This window comes from Rothia koreensis (assembly GCF_052232265.1).
GTDB lineage: Bacteria > Actinomycetota > Actinomycetes > Actinomycetales > Micrococcaceae > Rothia > Rothia koreensis.
In genome coordinates, this window is the sequence record NZ_CP197643.1 from 284535 (window position 1) to 302483 (window position 17949).

Genomic DNA, 17949 nt, shown 5'->3' on the forward strand with positions numbered 1-17949 from the left:
CGCGAGGTGGCAATTTTGGGACAAAAATCAGCCCATTTCGTCCCAAAACTGCCACCTCGGCGCAGAAACCGCACAAAACCGCCACCTCGCGACCCTGCTGCCCTGCTGCCCGACCGCCCGACCGCCCGACCCCAGCAATCACCCCAAGAACTTCTCCGCGAGCCCCCGCGACGCCTGGGTCAGCAGCTGCACGTCCGCCCCGACCAGCACGAACGACGCGCCGGTGTCGAGGTACTTTCGGGCCTGGTCGTGGTCGAACGCGTTGACGCCGACCTTCTTGCCGGCCGCGCGCACCGCGTCGAAGACCGAGAGCACGGACGCCGTCACGTCCGGGTGGGTCTGTTGCCCCAGCATGCCCATCGAGGCGGCCAGGTCGGACGGGCCGACGAACACCGCGTCGACGCCGTCCACCGCCGCGATCTCGGCCGCGTTCTCCACGGCCGTCGAGGATTCGATCTGCACCGTCAGGGACACCGTGTCCTCGGCCCGCCCGAGGTACCCGTCAACCGCTCCCCACCGGGAGGCCCGGGCCAGGGCGGAGCCGACGCCGCGGACTCCCCGCGCGGGGTACCGCACGGCGGCCACGGCCTGGCGTGCTTCCTCGGCGGTGTCGATCATGGGCACCAGGAGGTTCTGTGCGCCCAGGTCGAGGAACTGCTTGATCAGCACGGTGTCCAGGGACGGGACGCGGACCATTGGCGTCGTCGGGTAGGCGGCGAGCGCACGAAGCAGGGATGCGGTGGTCTCGAGGCCTATCGGGGAGTGCTCGCCGTCCAGGAGGACCCAGTCGAGCCCGGAGCACCCGGCGATCTCGGCGGCAACGGGCGAACCGGAGCACACCCACATTCCCACCAGGGGCCGGTCCGCGCCGTCCAGGGTCCGAGCGAAGGAGTCGGGAAGTTCTACGCGAAACGGCATGTGATGGCCCCCAATTGTCCGTAGTCGGCGTGGACGGTATCGCCCTGGTGCACCCACATGGGGCGCGTGAAGGAACCGGCGAGGATCGTCTCTCCCGCCTTGAGCGAGTCCCCGTGAGAGGCAAGTTTGCGCGCGAGCCAGACGACGCCGGCCGCCGGGTGGTTCAGCACCGCCGCCGCCACACCTGTTTCTTCGATCGTCTCGTTGCGGTACAGCATCGCGGCAACCCACCGCAGGTCCACGGCGTCGGGAGTCACCGGGCGCCCGCCAAGAACCATCGCGCCCAGGGCCGCGTTGTCGCTGATGGTGTCGACGATCGTTCGACCTTCCATCTCGACGCGGGAACTCAGCACCTCGAGGGCCGGGGTCACGTACTCGGTCGCCCTGAGGACGTCGTAGATGGTGACGTCGTCGCCCGCGAGGTCTTCCTTCAGCACGAAGGCCAGCTCGACTTCGATCCGCACGTTCGAGTACTGGCCGTGCTCGATCACCGAGCCGTTCTCGTAGACCTGGTCCGCAAAGATCGCGCCGTAGTCCGGTTCGGTGATCCCCGTGGCCTGCTGCATGACCTTCGAGGTCAGACCGATTTTTCGCCCGACGAGTCGCCGACCCGCGGCCTCGCCCCGGCGTCGCCACTCGTTCTGCACGGCGTAGGCGTCCTCGACCGTCATATCAGGGAATCGCGAGGTCAGCCGCGGAATCATCCCGCGGGACTCCTCCGCGGCGGCGAGGTCGTCCGCGATCGAGGTGAGCTGTTCCTTCTCGAGCATATGTTCCTCCTCAGACCTGGTGGCCCAGTTTGAAGCCCTTGGATGCCTGGCCACGGTAGGTTCCGGCCTCGTCGTCGGAACGCGTGTAGGAGAACCCGTCCGCGCCGATCGTCACGTCCATCTCGGATTTGTCGTCCCGCTCGCGGACCGCCTGCGGGTTGCCGTCGAGGTCCAGGACCAGAGACGCCTCCGTGTACCAGGACGGCACCACGGGATTTCCCCACCAGTCGCGACGCTGGTTGTCGTGGACGTCCCAGTGGACCGTGGGGTTGTCCGGGTCGCCGGTGTAGTAGTCCTGGGTGTAGATCTCGATGCGGTGGTCGTCCGGGTCCAGGATGTAGAGGTAGAACGCGTTCGAGACGCCGTGGCGTCCCGGGCCTCGTTCGATCCGGTCGGACAGGCGGAGGGCGCCCATCTTGTCGCAGATGTAGAGGATGTTGTGTTTCTCGTGCGTCGCGAACGCGACGTGGTGCATGCGGGGCCCGTTGCCGCCGGTCATCGCCGTGTCGTGGACGGTGGACTTGCGCCGCATCCAGGCCGCGTACTCGGTGCCCTCAGCGTCCGAGATGTCCTCGGTGATCCGGAAGCCCAGGCCCTCCATGTACCGGCAAGCGCGCGGCACATCCGGGGTGACCTGGTTGAAGTGGTCCAGGCGGACCAGCGCGCCCGCGCCGTACAGGTCGTAGCGCCACGCGAGTCGCTCGACGTGCTCGACCTCGTAGAAGAATTCGTACGGGAACCCGAGGGGGTCCTCGACCCTCACCGCGTCGCCGATGCCTTTGACGAATCCGTCGCGACGACGCTCGGTCCTGCAGCCCATCTCCTTGAAGTAGGCTTCGGCCCGGTCGACGTCTTCCGGGGTACGCACACGGTAGGAGAACGCACGCACCGCAGCCACGGGGCCTTTGCGGATGATCAGGTTGTGGTGGATGAACTCCTCCATAGAACGGAGGTAGATCGCCTCCTCGTCCTCTTCGGTCACGACGAGTCCCAGCAGGTCCACGTAGAAGTCGCGGGACTTCTTCAGGTCGGTCACGACCAGTTCCATGTAGGCACAACGGAGAATATCCGGCGCCGGAACCGATGGGGTCGGGATGGGGTTGGAATCTGTTGCGGTCATCTCAAGCGTCCTTGCTCTGTCGATGGGTTGGTTGGGGAGGCCGGCATTGCGCCGGCCGGGCCGCCGGCCGGGGCGCGACGTCGTCCGGTCGGCACGCGAACGACGCCGCGCGCCGGCCGGCGCCTGGGCCGTCACTCGGCCTTGCCGAAGACCGGGTTGTGGACCTCGCCGAGGTTGATGTGGACCGCCTGCTGATCGGTGTAGAAGTCGATCGAGCGGTACCCTCCCTCGTGGCCGAGCCCGGAGGCCTTGACGCCGCCGAACGGGGTGCGGAGGTCGCGCACGTTGTTCGAGTTGAGCCAGACCATGCCGGCGTCCACGGACTGCGAGAAGTTGTGGGCCCGTTTGAGGTCGTTGGTCCAGATGTAGGCGGCGAGCCCGTACTTGGTGTTGTTGGCCAGCTCGAGCGCCTCCTCCTCCGTGTCGAACGGGGTGATCGCGACGACGGGTCCGAAGATCTCCTCCTGGAAGATGCGGGCGTCGGAGGGAACGTCGGCGAAGACCGTGGGGGCCACGAAGTTGCCTTCCTCGAATCCGTCGGGGCGCCCGCCCCCGGCCACGAGGCGACCCTCGGTCTTGCCGAGTTCCACGTAGCTCATGACCTTCTCGAAGTGCTCGGGGTGAACGAGGGCGCCGACCTCGGTCTTCGAATCGGACGGCACCCCGACCTTGACTCGCTTGGCCTGGGCCGCGTACCGCTCGACGAATTCGTCGTAGATGCCTCGCTGCACCAGGATGCGGGAGCCGGCCGTGCAGCGTTCCCCGTTGAGGGAGAAGACGCCGAACACGGTCGCGTTGATCGCGGTCTCCAGGTCGGCGTCGTCGAAGACCACGGCCGGAGACTTTCCGCCGAGTTCCATCGAGAGGCCCTTGAGGTAGGGGGCCGCGTTGGCGAAGATCAACTGGCCCGTGGTGGACTCGCCGGTGAAGGAAATCAGGGGGACGTCCGGGTGCTTGACCAGGGCGTCGCCGGCGTCCTCGCCGAAACCGTTGACCAGGTTGAACACGCCTTCGGGGAGGCCGGCTTCCTCGAAGATGCCTGCCCACAGGGAGGCGGAGAGCGGGGTGAACTCCGCTGGCTTCAGCACCACGGTGTTGCCGGTCGCGATCGCCGGGGCAAGCTTCCAGGACTCGAGCATGAAGGGCGTGTTCCAGGGGGTGATCAGTCCCGCGACGCCGATGGGCTTGCGGTTGACGTAGTTGGCCTGGCGGCCCGGGACCTTGAAGGCGTCGTCGTGCTGGGCGACGATCAGGTCCGCGAAGAAGCGGAAGTTCTCGGCGGCGCGGCGCCCCTGGCTCAGCGCCTGGCTGATCGGCAGCCCCGTGTCGAAGCACTCCATCGCGGCCAGCTGGTCGCCGCGGTCCTCGACGATGTCGGCGATCGTGTTGAGCACGCGAGCGCGCTCCCGAGGAAGCATGCTGGGCCAGGGGCCTTCGTCGAAGGCCTTCTTCGCGGCGGCGACCGCGGCGTCGATATCGGCCTGTTTGCCGGCCGCGGCCGTGATGTACGGGTCGTTGGTCACGGGGTCGATGACGTCGAATGTCTCACCGTCCAGGGAGTCGACGAACGAACCGCCGATGTAGTGACGGATGGTTTCGGGCAGGTTCTCCGGACGGGCGTTGACCTGGTGTGCAGTGGTCATGGTGCTCCCTTCGATCAGGAATTCGTGCTGAAGTCTGTGTCGGCGGCGTCGGACTGCTTGCTCTTCAAGTAGCTCGCCAAGGTGTTCTGTCGGTGTCCGCGGGCGGCGCGCTCGATCTCCACGGTGCTCGCGCCGCTCTCGATGAGTTCGAGCATGCGCGCGTGCTCCTCGACGGATTCGCGGGCGCGCCCCGGCACGAACGAGAAGGTCGAATCGCGCAGGTGCCCCAGACGTTCCCACTCGGCTCCGACCAGGTCCATGAGGCGCTCATTCGGGCACCGGGAAAACAGAACCTGGTGGAAATCGTGGTTGGTCTGCGTGAAGGCGTGGGGGTCGAAATCTTCGAGCGAGGCCGCGAGGCGGTCGTTGAGCTCGCGGGCCCGCGTCAGGTCCTCGGTCGTGAGGTTCGGGGCGGCAAGCGCCGTCGCCGCGCCCTCCAGGATCCCGAGGGTCTCCATCGAGTGGCGGTACCTGGACTCGTCGACCATCGCGACCTGCGCCCCGACGTTCCGTCGAAAAGTCACGAGCCCTTCGGCCTCGAGCCGTCGAATGGCCTCCCGCACGGGAACGACCGACATGTCCAGACGCTGGGCGATGGTGCTCAGCACGAGCCGGTATCCCGGGGTGAATTCCTGCTCGGCAATCTTTTGTTTGAGCCACTGATAGGCCCGCTGCGCCTTGCTCACATCCGGTGACATCGAGGTCAGGGTCTGGTCCTGGGTCGTTGGTTCTCTCCGCTCCCCGTGGAGGGCTGGTCCCTGGAGGCCAGCCACGACTCGTATTCGTCCTTCCACCGGCCGACCGGGGGAAACAGCCCGTCCACCGGGTGGCCCTCGGCCACTCTCTCGGCGACCCAGGCGTCCTGGATTTCCTTCGTCTCTGCGCCGTCGACCACGTCCTCGACCAGGTCGCGCGGGATCACGATGACGCCGTCGTCGTCGCCCACGATCACGTCCCCCGGGAGTACGGTCGCATTTCCGCAGGCGACGGCGACGTCGGCCTCCCACGGGACGTGCTTCCGCCCCAGGACCGCGGGGTGCGAGGCGCTCGAGAACACCGGCAGCCCGATGTCCCGGACGGCGGCGGAGTCGCGAACCCCGCCGTCGGTGACCACGCCGGCCGCGCCCTGCGACTTGGCCCGCAGCGCCAGAATGTCGCCCAAGGTCCCGGACCCGGGTTCACCACGGGCCTCGATCACGATCACTTCGCCGTCCCCGACCGCGTCGAAGGCTTGCTTCTGGGCGTTGTACCCGCCGCCGTGCTTCTTGAACAGGTCTTCGCGAGCAGGGACGAAACGCAGGGTCTTCGCGACGCCGACCAGCTTGGTGCCCGGTTGCGACGGGGCGACGCCCTCGATGCTGACCTGATTCAGGCCGCGCTGACGCAACTGCGCCGAGAGCCCGGCCGTGGGGAGATCGAGGAGCCGTCGCCGCAGGTCCTCGGGCAGCGCAGATGGTGAGCCGGGGGCGGTGGCGGCGTCGCCGGAGGCGGGGCCTGCCGGGGCGGGGCCGGCGTCGGCGGAGGCGGCCGGGGCGATCGCGGGGAGCCCCGCGGCCTCGCGGGACCCCCAGGCCTCTTCGCGCTGCTTGTCGTCCACGGCGGGAAGCGCGCCGAGGGACTCGTCGAAACGACCCGTCCCCTCGACGACTCGGGTCCGCAGACGCCCCGATGACGGCGCGCCCGGTGCGTTCGGGGCGTCGACCTCGACCTCGACGACGTCGCCCGGTGCCACGACGCTCGAACCCGCGGGTGTTCCGGTCAGGATGACGTCGCCCGGCTCGAGGGTCACGTGCTGCGACAGATCGGCGACGAACTGGGACAGCGGGAAAATCAACTGCTCGTCCGAGGTACCGTCCTCCTGGGCCAGGGAGCCGTTGACCCAGGTGCGCACCCGGAGTTCGGTGGGTTCGACGCCGCGCGCGTCGATGAGCCGGGGGCCGACGGGGGTGTACCCGTCCCGGCCCTTGTTCCTGAGGTTGGATCCCTTGTCCGCGGCCCGGTAGTCGTAGATTCCGAAGTCGTTGGACGCGGTGACCGAGGCGACGTGGCTCCAGGCGTTCTCCAAGGACACGTTCTTGGCGGCCCGGCCGATGACCAGTGCGATCTCGCCCTCGAACGCCAGCAGTTCGGTTCCTTCGGGACGCTCGATCATTGCGCCGGAGCCGGCGAGCGAGCTGGCGGGTTTGATGAAGTAGGAAGGTTTCGCGGGTCGGCGACCTCGCTGGGCCGCCCGGGATTCGTAGGCCACGTGGACGGCGATGATCTTCCCCGGATCCACCGGCACGTCGGCGACCTCTCCCCCGGAATTCTGCGCGGCGCGCTCTGGCTCCTCGTACGGAGTGGTCATGCAGCCTCCTCGTCGATGAATGCTTCGCCACAGATCGTATATCATTTCGGATTTGGCAACAAGTAGCCCAAGTCACAAAGTAATGAGCCTGCTTGGTGAGGCTGGGGTGCAGGGCGGCTGATTCGCTCGGGCGGGGCAGCTGAGGTGGCCGCCTGGCCGAGGTGGCAATGGCGTGCGGTTGCGGGATCGAAGTGGCAATCACGTGCGGCTACGTGGCCGAGGTGGCAATTTTGTGCACTTTTAGGCCCCAAAAAGTCCCAAAACTGCCACCTCGCGAGCAACGCCGCACGAGGTTGCCACCTCGCCAGCAGACCCGCACAAAATCGCCACCTCGTCGCGCGTGACCGCACGAAACTGCCACCTCGCGGACAACACCCCGCACGCCATTGCCACTTCGCCGCCTCGCCGCACAAAATCGCCACCTCGTCGCGCGTGACCGCACGAAACTGCCACCTCGCGCACAACACCCACCCAGCCAGCACGCGCCCCACCTCCGCCTCGCGCAGGACGACGACGTCACACGCCCGACCGCCCTTGACCTGAACCGCACATCGTATATCATCCAATATCACATCGAGAGTATTCTGGATCACAACCTTCGGGCATCCATGCGCCCGTCCGGCCCGCGACAACGGGGTTCTGCGGGACGCGGCCATGGAGCAACCGCACCGCAAGCCGAAAACCGAAATGCGGAAACCGAAATCCAGAAACCACACACTCGCACCGCACGACGAAGGAGTCGAGATGACGACCCACCACGATCCAACAACCAGGACGGCGGCGTTGCGCACCGTCCAGCAGGCCAAGGAGCAGCGCCGCGTGATCGCCGGAACGGTGATCGGTACGAGCATCGAGTGGTACGATTTCTTCCTGTACGCCTCGGCCGCCGGACTCGTCTTCGGCAAGCTGTTTTTCGGCCCCCTGGGACCTCAGGCGTCGGTCATCGTCTCCTTCATGAGCGTGGGCCTCAGTTTCCTCTTCCGACCGCTCGGAGCTTTCGTCGCGGGGCACCTCGGCGACAAATGGGGTCGCAAACGCGTACTCATGGTGACCCTGGTCGGGATGGGCGCCTCGACCACCCTGATCGGTGTCCTTCCCACCTACGCGAGCATCGGTGCGGCCGCGCCGATTCTCCTGATTCTCTTGCGCCTGGTCCAAGGCGTTTCGGCGGGTGGCGAATGGGGAGGCGCCGCACTCATGGCGGTCGAGCACGCCCCCGTGGATCGTCGCGGCATCTACGGGTCGGCACCCCAGATCGGTGTTCCGCTTGGCTTGCTCATGGCTTCCGGCATGCTGACCCTGATGACGACGATCGCCCCCGGCGATGCCTTCATGCAGTGGGGCTGGCGCGTGCCTTTCCTGTTGAGCGTGGTACTGATCGCCGTCGGGTACTGGATCCGCCACGGCGTCGAGGAATCACCCGTGTTCAACCAGATCGCCGAGCTCAAGGACGAACGCAAGGCCCCGATCGGTGTCCTCTTCCGCAAGCATGGCGTGCTCGTAATCTTTGCCGCGCTCATCTTCGCCGGCAACAACGCCGCCGGCTACATGACCACGGGTGGGTTCATCCAGAGCTACGCGACCGACCCCGAGGGGCCCCTCGCCTTCGAACGCGGCCCCGTTCTTCTGGCCGTGACCGGGTCCGCTGTGACCTGGTTGATCTTTACGCTGGTCGCCGGTTGGGTTTCGGATCGGATGGGTCGCCGCAACAGCTACATCTTGGGGTGGATCCTCTTGTTCGTCGGCGTCGTCGCCCTCTTCCCCCTGGTCAAGAGCGGAAGCATCGGGATGCTGTTCTTGGGACTGGTGGTGCTGACCGTCGGCCTCGGCTTCACCTACGGCCAGCAGTCGGCGACCTACACCGAGCTGTTCCCCGCATCGGTCCGATTCTCGGGAGTCTCGATCTCCTACGCCATTGGGGCAATCGTCGGCGGCGCATTCGCACCGACCATCGCCCAGGCGCTCCTGAATGCCACGGGGAGCACCCAGTCCATCGGCATCTACCTGAGCATCATGGTGATCCTGGGAATGGTCGCGACGCTTCTGCTGCGAGACCGCACCGGGATTCCCCTGGGCCACGGCAGTGAAGAGGAGCAATCGCGCAGCCCGCTCGTCTTCGTGAAGTCGAACGCGCAGTAACCCGGCCCGAACGACGTCGGCCGCTCGTACGGGGGGGGGATGTGGACGCCGGAGTGTCCGCGGTTTATTTGCCGTTCGTGATGAGGTCGATGACTTCGTTGAAGTGGGTCGACCCGTAGGTCAGGAACGAGCCGTGGGTTTCTCCGTAGAGGAGCTTCAGGTCGGCCTGACCACCCCGGGCCTGGAGAGTCTGGACGTACCGCTGGGAGTTCTGCCACGCGACCGTCGAGTCCGCGGTGCCGTGCACGGCGGTGACGGGAATCTGGGGATCGAGGTTCTGGATAGGGTCGACGGCGGAGTAGTTCGTCGGAACCTGCGACGGCTTCCCGCCCATGACGTGGAACAGGTCGTGATCATCCGTCGTCGCCTCGAAGGTCATGTCCATGGGACCGGACAGCGCGACGATGCGCGATGGCCTGAATTTCGGGGCACTCAGCCCCGGAACCAGCTGGGAGTCGCCACGCGTACTCGCCCACGTGGCCAGTTGGGCCCCCGCGCTGTGGCCCACCGCAACGGCGCGCCCGGAAAGCTCCGGGTGCTCGGCCATCAGCTGCTTCACGTGGTCGAATGCTGCGGCGACGTCGGTGAAGGTGGTCGGCCAGCCGCCGCCGGACCCGACGCGACGGTACTCGATGTTGTAGACGGCGTAACCGCGCGCGGAGATGGCACGCGCGTAATCATCGAAGGTGCTCGCGCCGATGGAATGGTGCCAGGCACCGCCATGGACCAGGACCACCATGGGTACGGTGCCTCGCTTGTGGACTCCACCGGGAAGGTAGAGGTCTCCCCAGTTCTGGCTGGGATCCCCCTGACCACCCACAGGATAGGGGACGCGCTGCGCGGTGGGTTCCGCCCTCTCGGAGACTGGTTGCTCGGCCGAGGCGATGGTCGAGTCCTGGATCTTCAGAGGCCCAGGATCCTCTTTCGAAAAACATCCCGAGCAGGCCACGAGCAGAACCAAGGCCATCGAGCCGGCCGCGATCTTGCCGGCGCGAGGAACGCGTGTCGGCTTGGTCAGTCCGATCTTCACAGGATCCTTTCAACGGTGGTTCGCCGAACTCCCCACACCCATTCATTCAACAACCACACAAGATCCCACGGATCGTCAAAATCTTATGTCACGGATACGGAGAACCTCAACGACGTCGATCACGTTTCCACAGACGGTCGTCTTACCACCGGATCACGAATCCGGACGTGCATCAAGGTGCAGTATCTTCGGGACACAAGCCATGTTTTGACCGACATCACTCCACGGAGCGGCCATGAAAAAGTCCCATGCATTCCGTCGAATCACACACTTCGCCCGGACCGCTTTTCTCGTCCGGACCGCTTTTCTCGCAGCGCGGTTCATCTGGGGCGTCGTCGTCCTCTCGACGGTCACGCCGCGGACGAGGCCAGGGCACCTGTGGCGAGTCCGGTTGAGAGCATGGTCAGGTCAGCGCCGGGCGACGATATCGCCACAAACACTCCAGGCGGCCGGACACGTCTGTGTCCGACCGCCTGTTGTTCACGAGTCGTATGCCCTTCACCCTGTGCCACCCGATGTGGGTGCCCTCAAGTGTGGGCCGGTCCGGGCCGAGGGCTCCTCAGCTCCACGCCGGTGGGTTCCACGTCGTGGGGTTCCACGTCGGTGGGTGGGACTCCGATGGCTCACGCATGCAGGTGACGCCCGCCGACTTCGTGCGCGCTCCCCCGGTCACCATTCGTGCCGCGACCGCCACAGGCCGCACCCGAAGGGTTCCAGGATGAGGTGTCCATCCCGAGCATCTCCTCGACGTGCGGGGCCGCCCGACGCGCCTCCTCCACCGTCTCGATGATCCAATCGGCGCGGACGCTGTTCGTGATGCGGCAGTCCAGGACATAGATCCCGTCTTCCTCGGCGGCGATCCACTGCTCGAAGTCCCTGAGGTCCGCCAAGGTCCGCACCGTATCGCCTTTGGCTCCCAGGGCGCGGAAGATTCCGGCGAAGTCGACATCGGGGATCAGCATGGGCTCAGGGGCCAGCCCGCGGGCGGCATACTGGTGCACCTCGGCGCCGTAGCCGGCATCGTTCAAGAACACGACGACGCCGCGGCGAGTCGTGCGCACGAAGGTCTCGGCGTCGGCGATTCCCATGAGCCCGCCCCCGTCGCCGGAGACCAGCACGGGCAATCTCTCGCCCGACGCCGCCAGAACACCCGCGGCGCTGGCGAAGCCCAGACCGATCGACTGGAATTGCGTACCCACAGTCACGTGACTGTCCGGCTCGTTGACCTTCAGATAGGTCAGCGGCCACTGCATGAAGTGCCCGCCGTCCGTGAACACAACACGGTCCTCGGGCAGCAGGTCGTTGAGGCGGCTCATGACCCGCCGGGGATCGAGCCGCCCATCGGGGGCCTGTTCATCGCCCTCGGTGCGCCATTGGGCTTCTTCCGAGGTCGGGGAGACCACGGGCGTGCGTCCGCTGACCCCGAGCTGCAGGATTTTGTCGTGGATCAGCCCCACGGCGTCGGCGGCGTCGGCGCGGCAGTACTGGTCAACCCGCGAATTGGTCGGCTCCTCGGTGTCTCCGACCTGGACGACTCGGGCGTCGTCAGAGAAGGCAGTGCCGAATGCCATCGTGAACTGGTTCAGGCCCGCTCCGACCACGAAGACGACGTCGGCACGTCGGATCTCGCGCAACGCGCCGGGTGCGGAGAATCCGCCGCACACCCCGAGATCACGGAAGTTCGTCGGTCGCCTCGCGGGGACGGAGAAATAACCCTGGGTGGGAACGGTCGTGACGACGTCGGCCCCCAATGTTTCCGCGAGCGCCAGCAGGTCGGAACGCGCCCCGATCGCGCCCCTGCCCGCCAGGATGAGCGGCCGCTCGGCGTCGGCGAGGTGGTGAGCAATCCGCGCGGCCTCGATGTGGTCGGGGGACGGCAGACGCGTTGGTTCGGGCAAGTCGGGAATGATTTCCCCGCGCTCGCCGATGAGTTCGGGAGCCAGGTCGTAAGGAATCGCGAGCACCACGGGCCTCGAATTCTCGATCGCGTCGGCCAGGGCCTGAATGGTCACGGTTCCGGCGTCCTGGACTCCCACGGTGTATGTGGGTACGTCCATGGATGCGGCCGTCATGGTCTGGTCGATGTCGAGCGGTCGAGGACCCGCGGTCGGTGCGGAGCCGACGACAAGGACCAACGGCATTTTTGCCAACGACGACTCCGCCAGCGACGTCAGCGTGTTGGTGAATCCGGCGCCGTAGGTGGCCGTAGCCACGGCGACTTCTCGGGTCATTCGATAGTAGGCGTCGGCCGAGGCGACGGTGCCCGACTCATGGCGCACGGGAATCGGCGGGACGCCGAGACGCTCGAGAGCGTCAATGAAGTAGGCGTTGCCGTTGCCCATCAGGCAAAAGAATTTTTCGACATGGCGCGTCAGGGCGCGCGCAACCGTTTCGGATACGGACTGCATGGTGTTCCTCCGGAACCACATATGAACTTTTAGGCCATATATGTCTCGTTCCGGGATCGCCGCAACTGAGTGCCCCTTTTTCGAACACCGGACATGCTCTGTGATGTCGGACACGCTTAACATAAGTCTTCGGTCACGATTCCGCAACCGTTCCTGCGTCGGTGCGCCCGGACGTTCGACGGTGCCGCGCGAGGTGGCAATCACGTGCGCCTCCAACGCCGAGGTGGCAATTTTGGGACAAAATCCGCCCAAAAACCGCACGCGGCTGCCACCTCGCCACCGAAACCGCACACCACTGCCACCTCGAGCGCCCGAGCAACACAGAATCACCGCCTGGAGCGCCCGAGCAACACAAAATTGCCACCTCGGGCGGGGACCTCCTAGTCAGAACCCAGAGTCCACAAACCTGAACCCAGAACCCTGAACCCACAACCCAGAACCCAACCCAACCAACCACCCCTCAGGCGCCGCTTCTCGAAATGACGTCGGCGGCTTGGCGCAGTCTCGCCGCGATGGCGGGACGGTCGCCGTCGCCCACAAAGACCGCAGCGAGCGCCGCGGCCTGGCCGCCCCGGAGATCCAGGGGTACGCCGACCGAGTGGAGCCCGGTGATGACCTCGTTGGTGGTTTCGGCCCAGCCGTTGGCCCGGACCCCGTCGACTTTTTGGCGATCGGCATCGGTGACCCCTTCAGGCCATTGGTCCTCGGGGAGCATGGAGAGGATCGCCTTCCCCGGGGCGCCCAGGGCCACCGGGTGTCGGGTACCGGGACGTTGAGCGACCACGGCCACCGTCTGCGGGGGCTCCACGCTGGCGAAGGTCAGACACTCACCCCGGTCATGCACGCCCAGAAAACAGGTCATCCCCAGGTCCCGGGCGGCGAGGGTCAGCTCGGGAACGGCGACCGCCTGCAGGTCACGCTCGACGCCGCCGGCGAGCGCCGCCAGCCGGTTCCCCAGGGCCAGCCGGCCATCGTTCTTCCTGACCACGAGCCCGTGTTCCTCAAGGGTCCGGATCAGGCGGTAGGCGACGGAGCGGTGCACGCCGAGGTGCGCGGCGACGTCGTCGATACCGAGGGGGCCGCTGGCGTCGGCGAGGATTTCGAGGATGCTGAGGCCGCGGCTCAGCGTCTGGGAGGGGGCTCTGGTGGGAGTGGGCATGACCGACCTTTGGTGAGACCCTTGCCACACAGGATGCGGGTCGTATATGATTTAGCGAGTTTCGTTATGTGAACGCCATATTCGCATATGGAACATGGAGAATCAATCAACGCTCCAACACCGTGGTTGGGGAGGGAGTTCGTCTCATATGCAGTTCCATCATCATGGATACGTTTCGGGTGACCCGCGGATTGAGGAGGCGGCCGGCCACGGCGTCGATCGTCCCGAGGAACTGCCCGATGACATGGACGTCCTGATCGTCGGCACGGGTCCGGCCGGCATGATCCTCGCCGCCCAGCTGTCCCAGTTCCCCGAGGTCTGCACTCGGATCATCGAGCGCCGCCCGGGCCGCCTGGAGATCGGTCAGGCCGATGGGATCCAGGCCCGCAGCGTCGAGACCTTCCAGGCCTTCGGTTTCGCGAACCAGATCGTGGACGAGGCCTACCACATCACCGAGATGTGCTTCTGGAAGCCGGACCCGGAGAACCCCGAGAACATCGTTCGCACGGCACGCCCGCTCGATGATCCCCAGGGCATCAGCGAATTCCCGCACCTCATCGTCAACCAGGCCAGGGTCCTGGACTACTTCGCCGAATTCGCCGCGCACTCCCCCGGGCGCATCACCCCGGACTACGGGATCGAATTCCTCGACCTGCAGAACACCGGGGAGGGCGAGTACCCCATCCACGCTCGTCTGCGCTACGCCGCCGGGAATCGGGAGGGTGAGGAGCGCACGGTTCGGGCGAAGTACGTGGTCGGGTGCGACGGCGCCCGCAGTCCCGTCCGGTCGTCGATCGGCCGCAAGCTGACCGGCGACGCCGCCAACCATGCCTGGGGCGTGATGGACGTCCTGGCGAATACGGACTTCCCGGATATCCGCACCAAGTGCGCGATCCAGTCCGTGAACGGTTCGATCCTGCACATCCCCCGCGAAGGCGGGCACCTGTTCCGCATGTACGTGGACCTGGGCGAGGTGCCCGTGGACGACAATCACGCCGTCCGCGACACATCGCTCGAGGACATCATCGACAAGGCCAATTCGATCCTGCACCCCTACTCGGTCGACGTGAAATCCGTGGCCTGGCACTCCGTCTACGAGGTCGGACACCGACTGACGGACAAGTTCGACGACGTCTCCGAGGCAGAAACCGGAGAACGCACGCCGCGGGTCTTCATCACCGGGGACGCCTGCCACACCCACTCGGCCAAGGCCGGCCAGGGAATGAACGTCTCGATGCAGGACGGCTTCAATCTCGGGTGGAAACTGGGCCACGTCCTGACGGGGACCAGCCCGGAGGAGCTGCTGAGCACCTATTCGGAGGAACGCCAGGTCATCGCCAAGAACCTGATCGACTTCGACAAGGAATGGTCCACTCTGATGGCCGCCAAGCCGGAGGACCTCCCCGACGAATCCACCCTGGAGGACTTCTACGTCAAGACCGCCGAGTTCCCGGCAGGGTTCATGACCGAGTACACCCCCTCGCTGATCACGGGCGGGACCGAGAACCAGGGGCGGGCCAGCGGGTTCCCGATCGGGAAGCGTTTCAAGTCGGCCAAGGCCAACCGTGTGTGCGACGCGAATCCCGTTCACCTGGGGCACCAGGCGGTCGCGGACGGACGGTGGCGCATCTACGTCTTCGCGGACCGGCCGGCGGCGGGCGAAGCGTCCCGTCTCGCGGATTTCGCGGAATGGTTTGCCCACGACGACGCCTCGCCCCAGGTCCGCTGCACGCCCCAGGATGCCGACGACGACGCCGTCTTCGACACCAAGGTCGTCTACCAACAGCTCCACACGGACGTCGACCTGTCCCGCGTCCCGCAGGCCTTCTTGCCCAAGGTCGGCGAATTCGGGCTGGTCAACAGGGACAAGGTGTACGCGACTCTGCCCGATGAGGACATTTTCGAGGAGCGAGGGATCAGCCGGGATGGCGCGATCGTCGTCGTGCGGCCGGATCAGTATGTCTCCGCGGTTCTGCCGCTGACCGACAGGGAGGGTCTGGCGGAATTCTTCGGGCCGATCCTCGTCGAACGCTGAGATCTCATTCCGGCGAGTCGGTGGACACTCCCTGAGCGGGCCGACATCATGGATGGACAATCCGATGTCGGTATATAACGGAGATGATCATGGCTGAGAGCCGCGTTCCGAACCAGCAGTCCCCCAACTTCCTCTCGGAAGCGACGGTCCTCGCGAATGAGCTCAGCCATCTCCGACGGACCCTCCACCGGAATCCCGAGCTGGGCAACGATCTGCCCCAGACCCAGGCGACCGTGATCGAGGCCCTCTCGGGGTTGCCCCTCGAGATCCATCGCGGCACCGACGTGTCCTCCGTGATCGCGGTGCTCGAAGGCGGAAAGCCGGGCCCGACCGTTCTGTTGCGAGGCGACATGGACGGCCTTCCGGTCGAAGAGAACTCCGGCGAGGAGTTCGCCTCGACGAACGGCGCGATGCACGCGTGCGGGCACGATCTTCACACTTCCGGGCTCGTCGGCGCCGCGAAGCTGCTCAGTGCCCACCAGGAGGATCTTCCGGGCAAGGTCGTGTTCATGTTCCAGCCGGGCGAGGAAGGACCCGGCGGCGCCAAGCCGATGCTGGACGAGGGCCTGCTCGATGTGACCGGGGAGCGCCCGGTCGCGGCCTACGGGTTCCACGTGGCCCCGGGCGAACGCGGAGGCTTCGCCTACCGTTCGGGAACCGTGATGGCCGGTGCCTACAACCTCAGCATCACCGTGCACGGCAAGGGCGGTCACGGCTCCGCCCCGCACTCCTCGCTCGATCCCGTTCCCCCGCTGACCGAGATCGCCTCGGCCCTGCAGAACGCGGTGACCCGGCAGTTCAACGTCTTCGACCCGGTGGTCGCGACCATCACGCAGCTCGAGGCGGGAACCGCGGCCGTCAACGTGATTGGCGACGACGCCCGCCTCGGAGCGACGGTTCGGGCCATGACCCGGGAGTCCGGCGAGAAGTTCGACGTCGTGGTGCGGCGTATCGCGGAAAATATTGCCGCGGCGCACGGGTGCACCGCTGAGGTCGAGTTCTCGACTCTCTACCCGCCGACAATTTGCGACAAGTCCGAGACCGAATGGGCCGCCGACACCCTGCGCGGCGTCCTGGGCGAGGAAGGGGTCCGGGAGGTTCCGGAACCTCGCATGGGCTCCGAGGACTTCTCGTTCGTGCTCGAAGAGGTCCCGGGAACGTTCATGTTCCTCGGCGCGTCGTACCCGGGAACCGACCCGATGACGGCGCCGATGAACCACTCGGCCGAGGTGCGTTTCGACGACGCGGTCCTTCCCACCCAGTCCGCGGCCTTGGCCACGCTCGCCTTCGAGCGCCTGCTCGCGGCCTGAGGCGAGCGACGCTCCGTCGCGTCCTCCGGGCGGCTCATGCGGCGTCGGCCTGGAGGACGCGAGCGCGGTAGGCGGACGGCGATTCGCCGTATTCCGCCTTGAACGCCTTGCTGACGTGCGACGGGTCGTAGAGACCGTACCGTGCGCTGATCGTGTGCACGGTCTCGTTGCCCAGGAGCGGGTTCGCGAGGTCCTGCCGAATGGCCTGCAGGCGCCTGTTCCTGATGTAGGAAGCGACCGTGAGCCGGTGCGCGGCAAACCGGCTGTGCAACTGGCGGACCGAGATGTACAGGTAGTCCGCTATCCTTGCCGGGCCCAAGTCCGGGTCGTCCAGGTGGTGCTCGATGTACGAAATCGCCTCGTGCAGCAAATACCCCTCCGACAGGTCCTGCCCGCTGTCCCGGGCCTCCGCGGAAAGAACCGTGACCAGCATGTCCAGGGACGAGCGGATCAGATTCATCGCGTGGGCACCGTGCAGGAGGTCCATGTTCTGGGCCAACTGCTCGAACAGGGGAACGGCGACCTTCCCCAGGCCGCGGCCGCGGGTGATGGGCCTGGCCGTGACCATCCGCACCTGGTCGGGAGGCATCTGGACGTAGGAGGCAGGAAAGTGCACCACCAGGCCGTGCTGCGGCTCGGTGTAGGACAGTTCGTACGGCCGCTGGGTGACGTACAGGGCCAAATCACCCGGGTACAGCCTGCACTGGCGGCCGTCCTGTTCGAGCCCTGATGTGCCCGCGAGCTGCAGGCTCAGCTTGCAGTAGGCGACCTCGCCCTCGGTGATGAGATCCGGGCTGCGCGTCACGATGTGAGGATCCGTGACCATGTCGTGCAGGTGAACGTCCCCGACCGCGACCTGGTGCACGTCGGCACGGAAGTCCTGGCCCTCGGGGAAGGTCATCCGGAGGGGCGCAAAATACCGTGCCGCGAAATCCTGCCACTGCCGCGGGGTCAGCCCCGACCGGGAAGCTCGGGTTTCTTGCGCAGGGTATTGGGTCATCTCAGCACCTTCGGGGGGGTCACGGCGCGGCGTCGTTGCCGGCCGTCGCGGTGGTATCCGTCCACCGGTT

At 66.3% G+C, this 17949-nt stretch carries 13 protein-coding genes; 3 read left to right on the top strand and 10 right to left on the bottom strand.

Features of this window, described 5'->3' with window-relative positions:
- Positions 1 to 138 precede the first annotated feature (138 nt).
- The 6 genes from ACTSLZ_RS01270 to ACTSLZ_RS01295 form a co-directional block, all read right to left on the bottom strand.
- On the bottom strand, positions 139 to 918 hold the full coding sequence (locus ACTSLZ_RS01270; protein WP_443095450.1) for an HpcH/HpaI aldolase family protein: 780 nt from the start codon (positions 916 to 918) through the stop codon (positions 139 to 141).
- Positions 903 to 1688, bottom strand: coding sequence for a 2-oxo-hept-4-ene-1,7-dioate hydratase (gene hpaH, locus ACTSLZ_RS01275; RefSeq protein WP_397555510.1), 786 nt, complete (start codon positions 1686 to 1688; stop codon positions 903 to 905). Before hpaH ends, ACTSLZ_RS01270 begins: the two co-directional genes overlap by 16 nt.
- Before the next feature lie 10 nt (positions 1689 to 1698).
- Positions 1699 to 2808, bottom strand: a complete 1110-nt coding sequence (gene hpaD, locus ACTSLZ_RS01280; RefSeq protein WP_443095451.1) for a 3,4-dihydroxyphenylacetate 2,3-dioxygenase — start codon at positions 2806 to 2808, stop codon at positions 1699 to 1701.
- Between the two features lie 131 nt (positions 2809 to 2939).
- Positions 2940 to 4451: a 5-carboxymethyl-2-hydroxymuconate semialdehyde dehydrogenase gene (gene hpaE / locus ACTSLZ_RS01285; protein WP_178980497.1), complete on the bottom strand. Its 1512-nt coding sequence runs from the start codon at positions 4449 to 4451 to the stop codon at positions 2940 to 2942.
- Positions 4452 to 4465: 14 nt separating this feature from the next.
- Complete coding sequence (locus tag ACTSLZ_RS01290; RefSeq protein WP_443096076.1) at positions 4466 to 5149, bottom strand: GntR family transcriptional regulator; 684 nt, start codon at positions 5147 to 5149, stop codon at positions 4466 to 4468.
- Positions 5150 to 5154: 5 nt separating this feature from the next.
- The gene (locus ACTSLZ_RS01295; RefSeq protein WP_443095452.1) at positions 5155 to 6798 is read right to left on the bottom strand and encodes a fumarylacetoacetate hydrolase family protein; all 1644 of its coding nucleotides are present in this window, start codon (positions 6796 to 6798) and stop codon (positions 5155 to 5157) included.
- A 744-nt stretch (positions 6799 to 7542) separates the two neighbouring features.
- Between ACTSLZ_RS01295 and ACTSLZ_RS01300 the strand changes: the two genes are divergently transcribed.
- Positions 7543 to 8937: an MFS transporter gene (locus ACTSLZ_RS01300; protein ID WP_443095453.1), complete on the top strand. Its 1395-nt coding sequence runs from the start codon at positions 7543 to 7545 to the stop codon at positions 8935 to 8937.
- Between the two features lie 64 nt (positions 8938 to 9001).
- Here ACTSLZ_RS01300 and ACTSLZ_RS01305 read toward each other — a convergent pair whose 3' ends face one another.
- From ACTSLZ_RS01305 to ACTSLZ_RS01315, 3 genes are all read right to left on the bottom strand, one after another.
- Positions 9002 to 9967, bottom strand: a complete 966-nt coding sequence (locus ACTSLZ_RS01305; protein WP_129316354.1) for an alpha/beta hydrolase family protein — start codon at positions 9965 to 9967, stop codon at positions 9002 to 9004.
- Positions 9968 to 10590: 623 nt separating this feature from the next.
- Complete coding sequence (locus tag ACTSLZ_RS01310; protein ID WP_443095454.1) at positions 10591 to 12375, bottom strand: thiamine pyrophosphate-binding protein; 1785 nt, start codon at positions 12373 to 12375, stop codon at positions 10591 to 10593.
- A gap of 460 nt (positions 12376 to 12835) precedes the next feature.
- Entirely contained in the window at positions 12836 to 13534 is a 699-nt protein-coding gene (locus ACTSLZ_RS01315; protein WP_129316356.1) for an IclR family transcriptional regulator, read from the bottom strand.
- Between the two features lie 148 nt (positions 13535 to 13682).
- Between ACTSLZ_RS01315 and ACTSLZ_RS01320 the strand changes: the two genes are divergently transcribed.
- Positions 13683 to 15569 (top strand): FAD-binding monooxygenase, encoded by a 1887-nt coding sequence (locus ACTSLZ_RS01320; RefSeq protein ID WP_443095455.1) that lies wholly within the window; start codon positions 13683 to 13685, stop codon positions 15567 to 15569.
- An 89-nt stretch (positions 15570 to 15658) separates the two neighbouring features.
- Complete coding sequence (locus tag ACTSLZ_RS01325) at positions 15659 to 16879, top strand: M20 metallopeptidase family protein (protein WP_129316358.1); 1221 nt, start codon at positions 15659 to 15661, stop codon at positions 16877 to 16879.
- 34 nt (positions 16880 to 16913) lie between these two features.
- Here ACTSLZ_RS01325 and ACTSLZ_RS01330 read toward each other — a convergent pair whose 3' ends face one another.
- Entirely contained in the window at positions 16914 to 17879 is a 966-nt protein-coding gene (locus ACTSLZ_RS01330; protein WP_129316359.1) for a helix-turn-helix domain-containing protein, read from the bottom strand.
- Between the last annotated feature and the right edge of the window lie 70 nt (positions 17880 to 17949).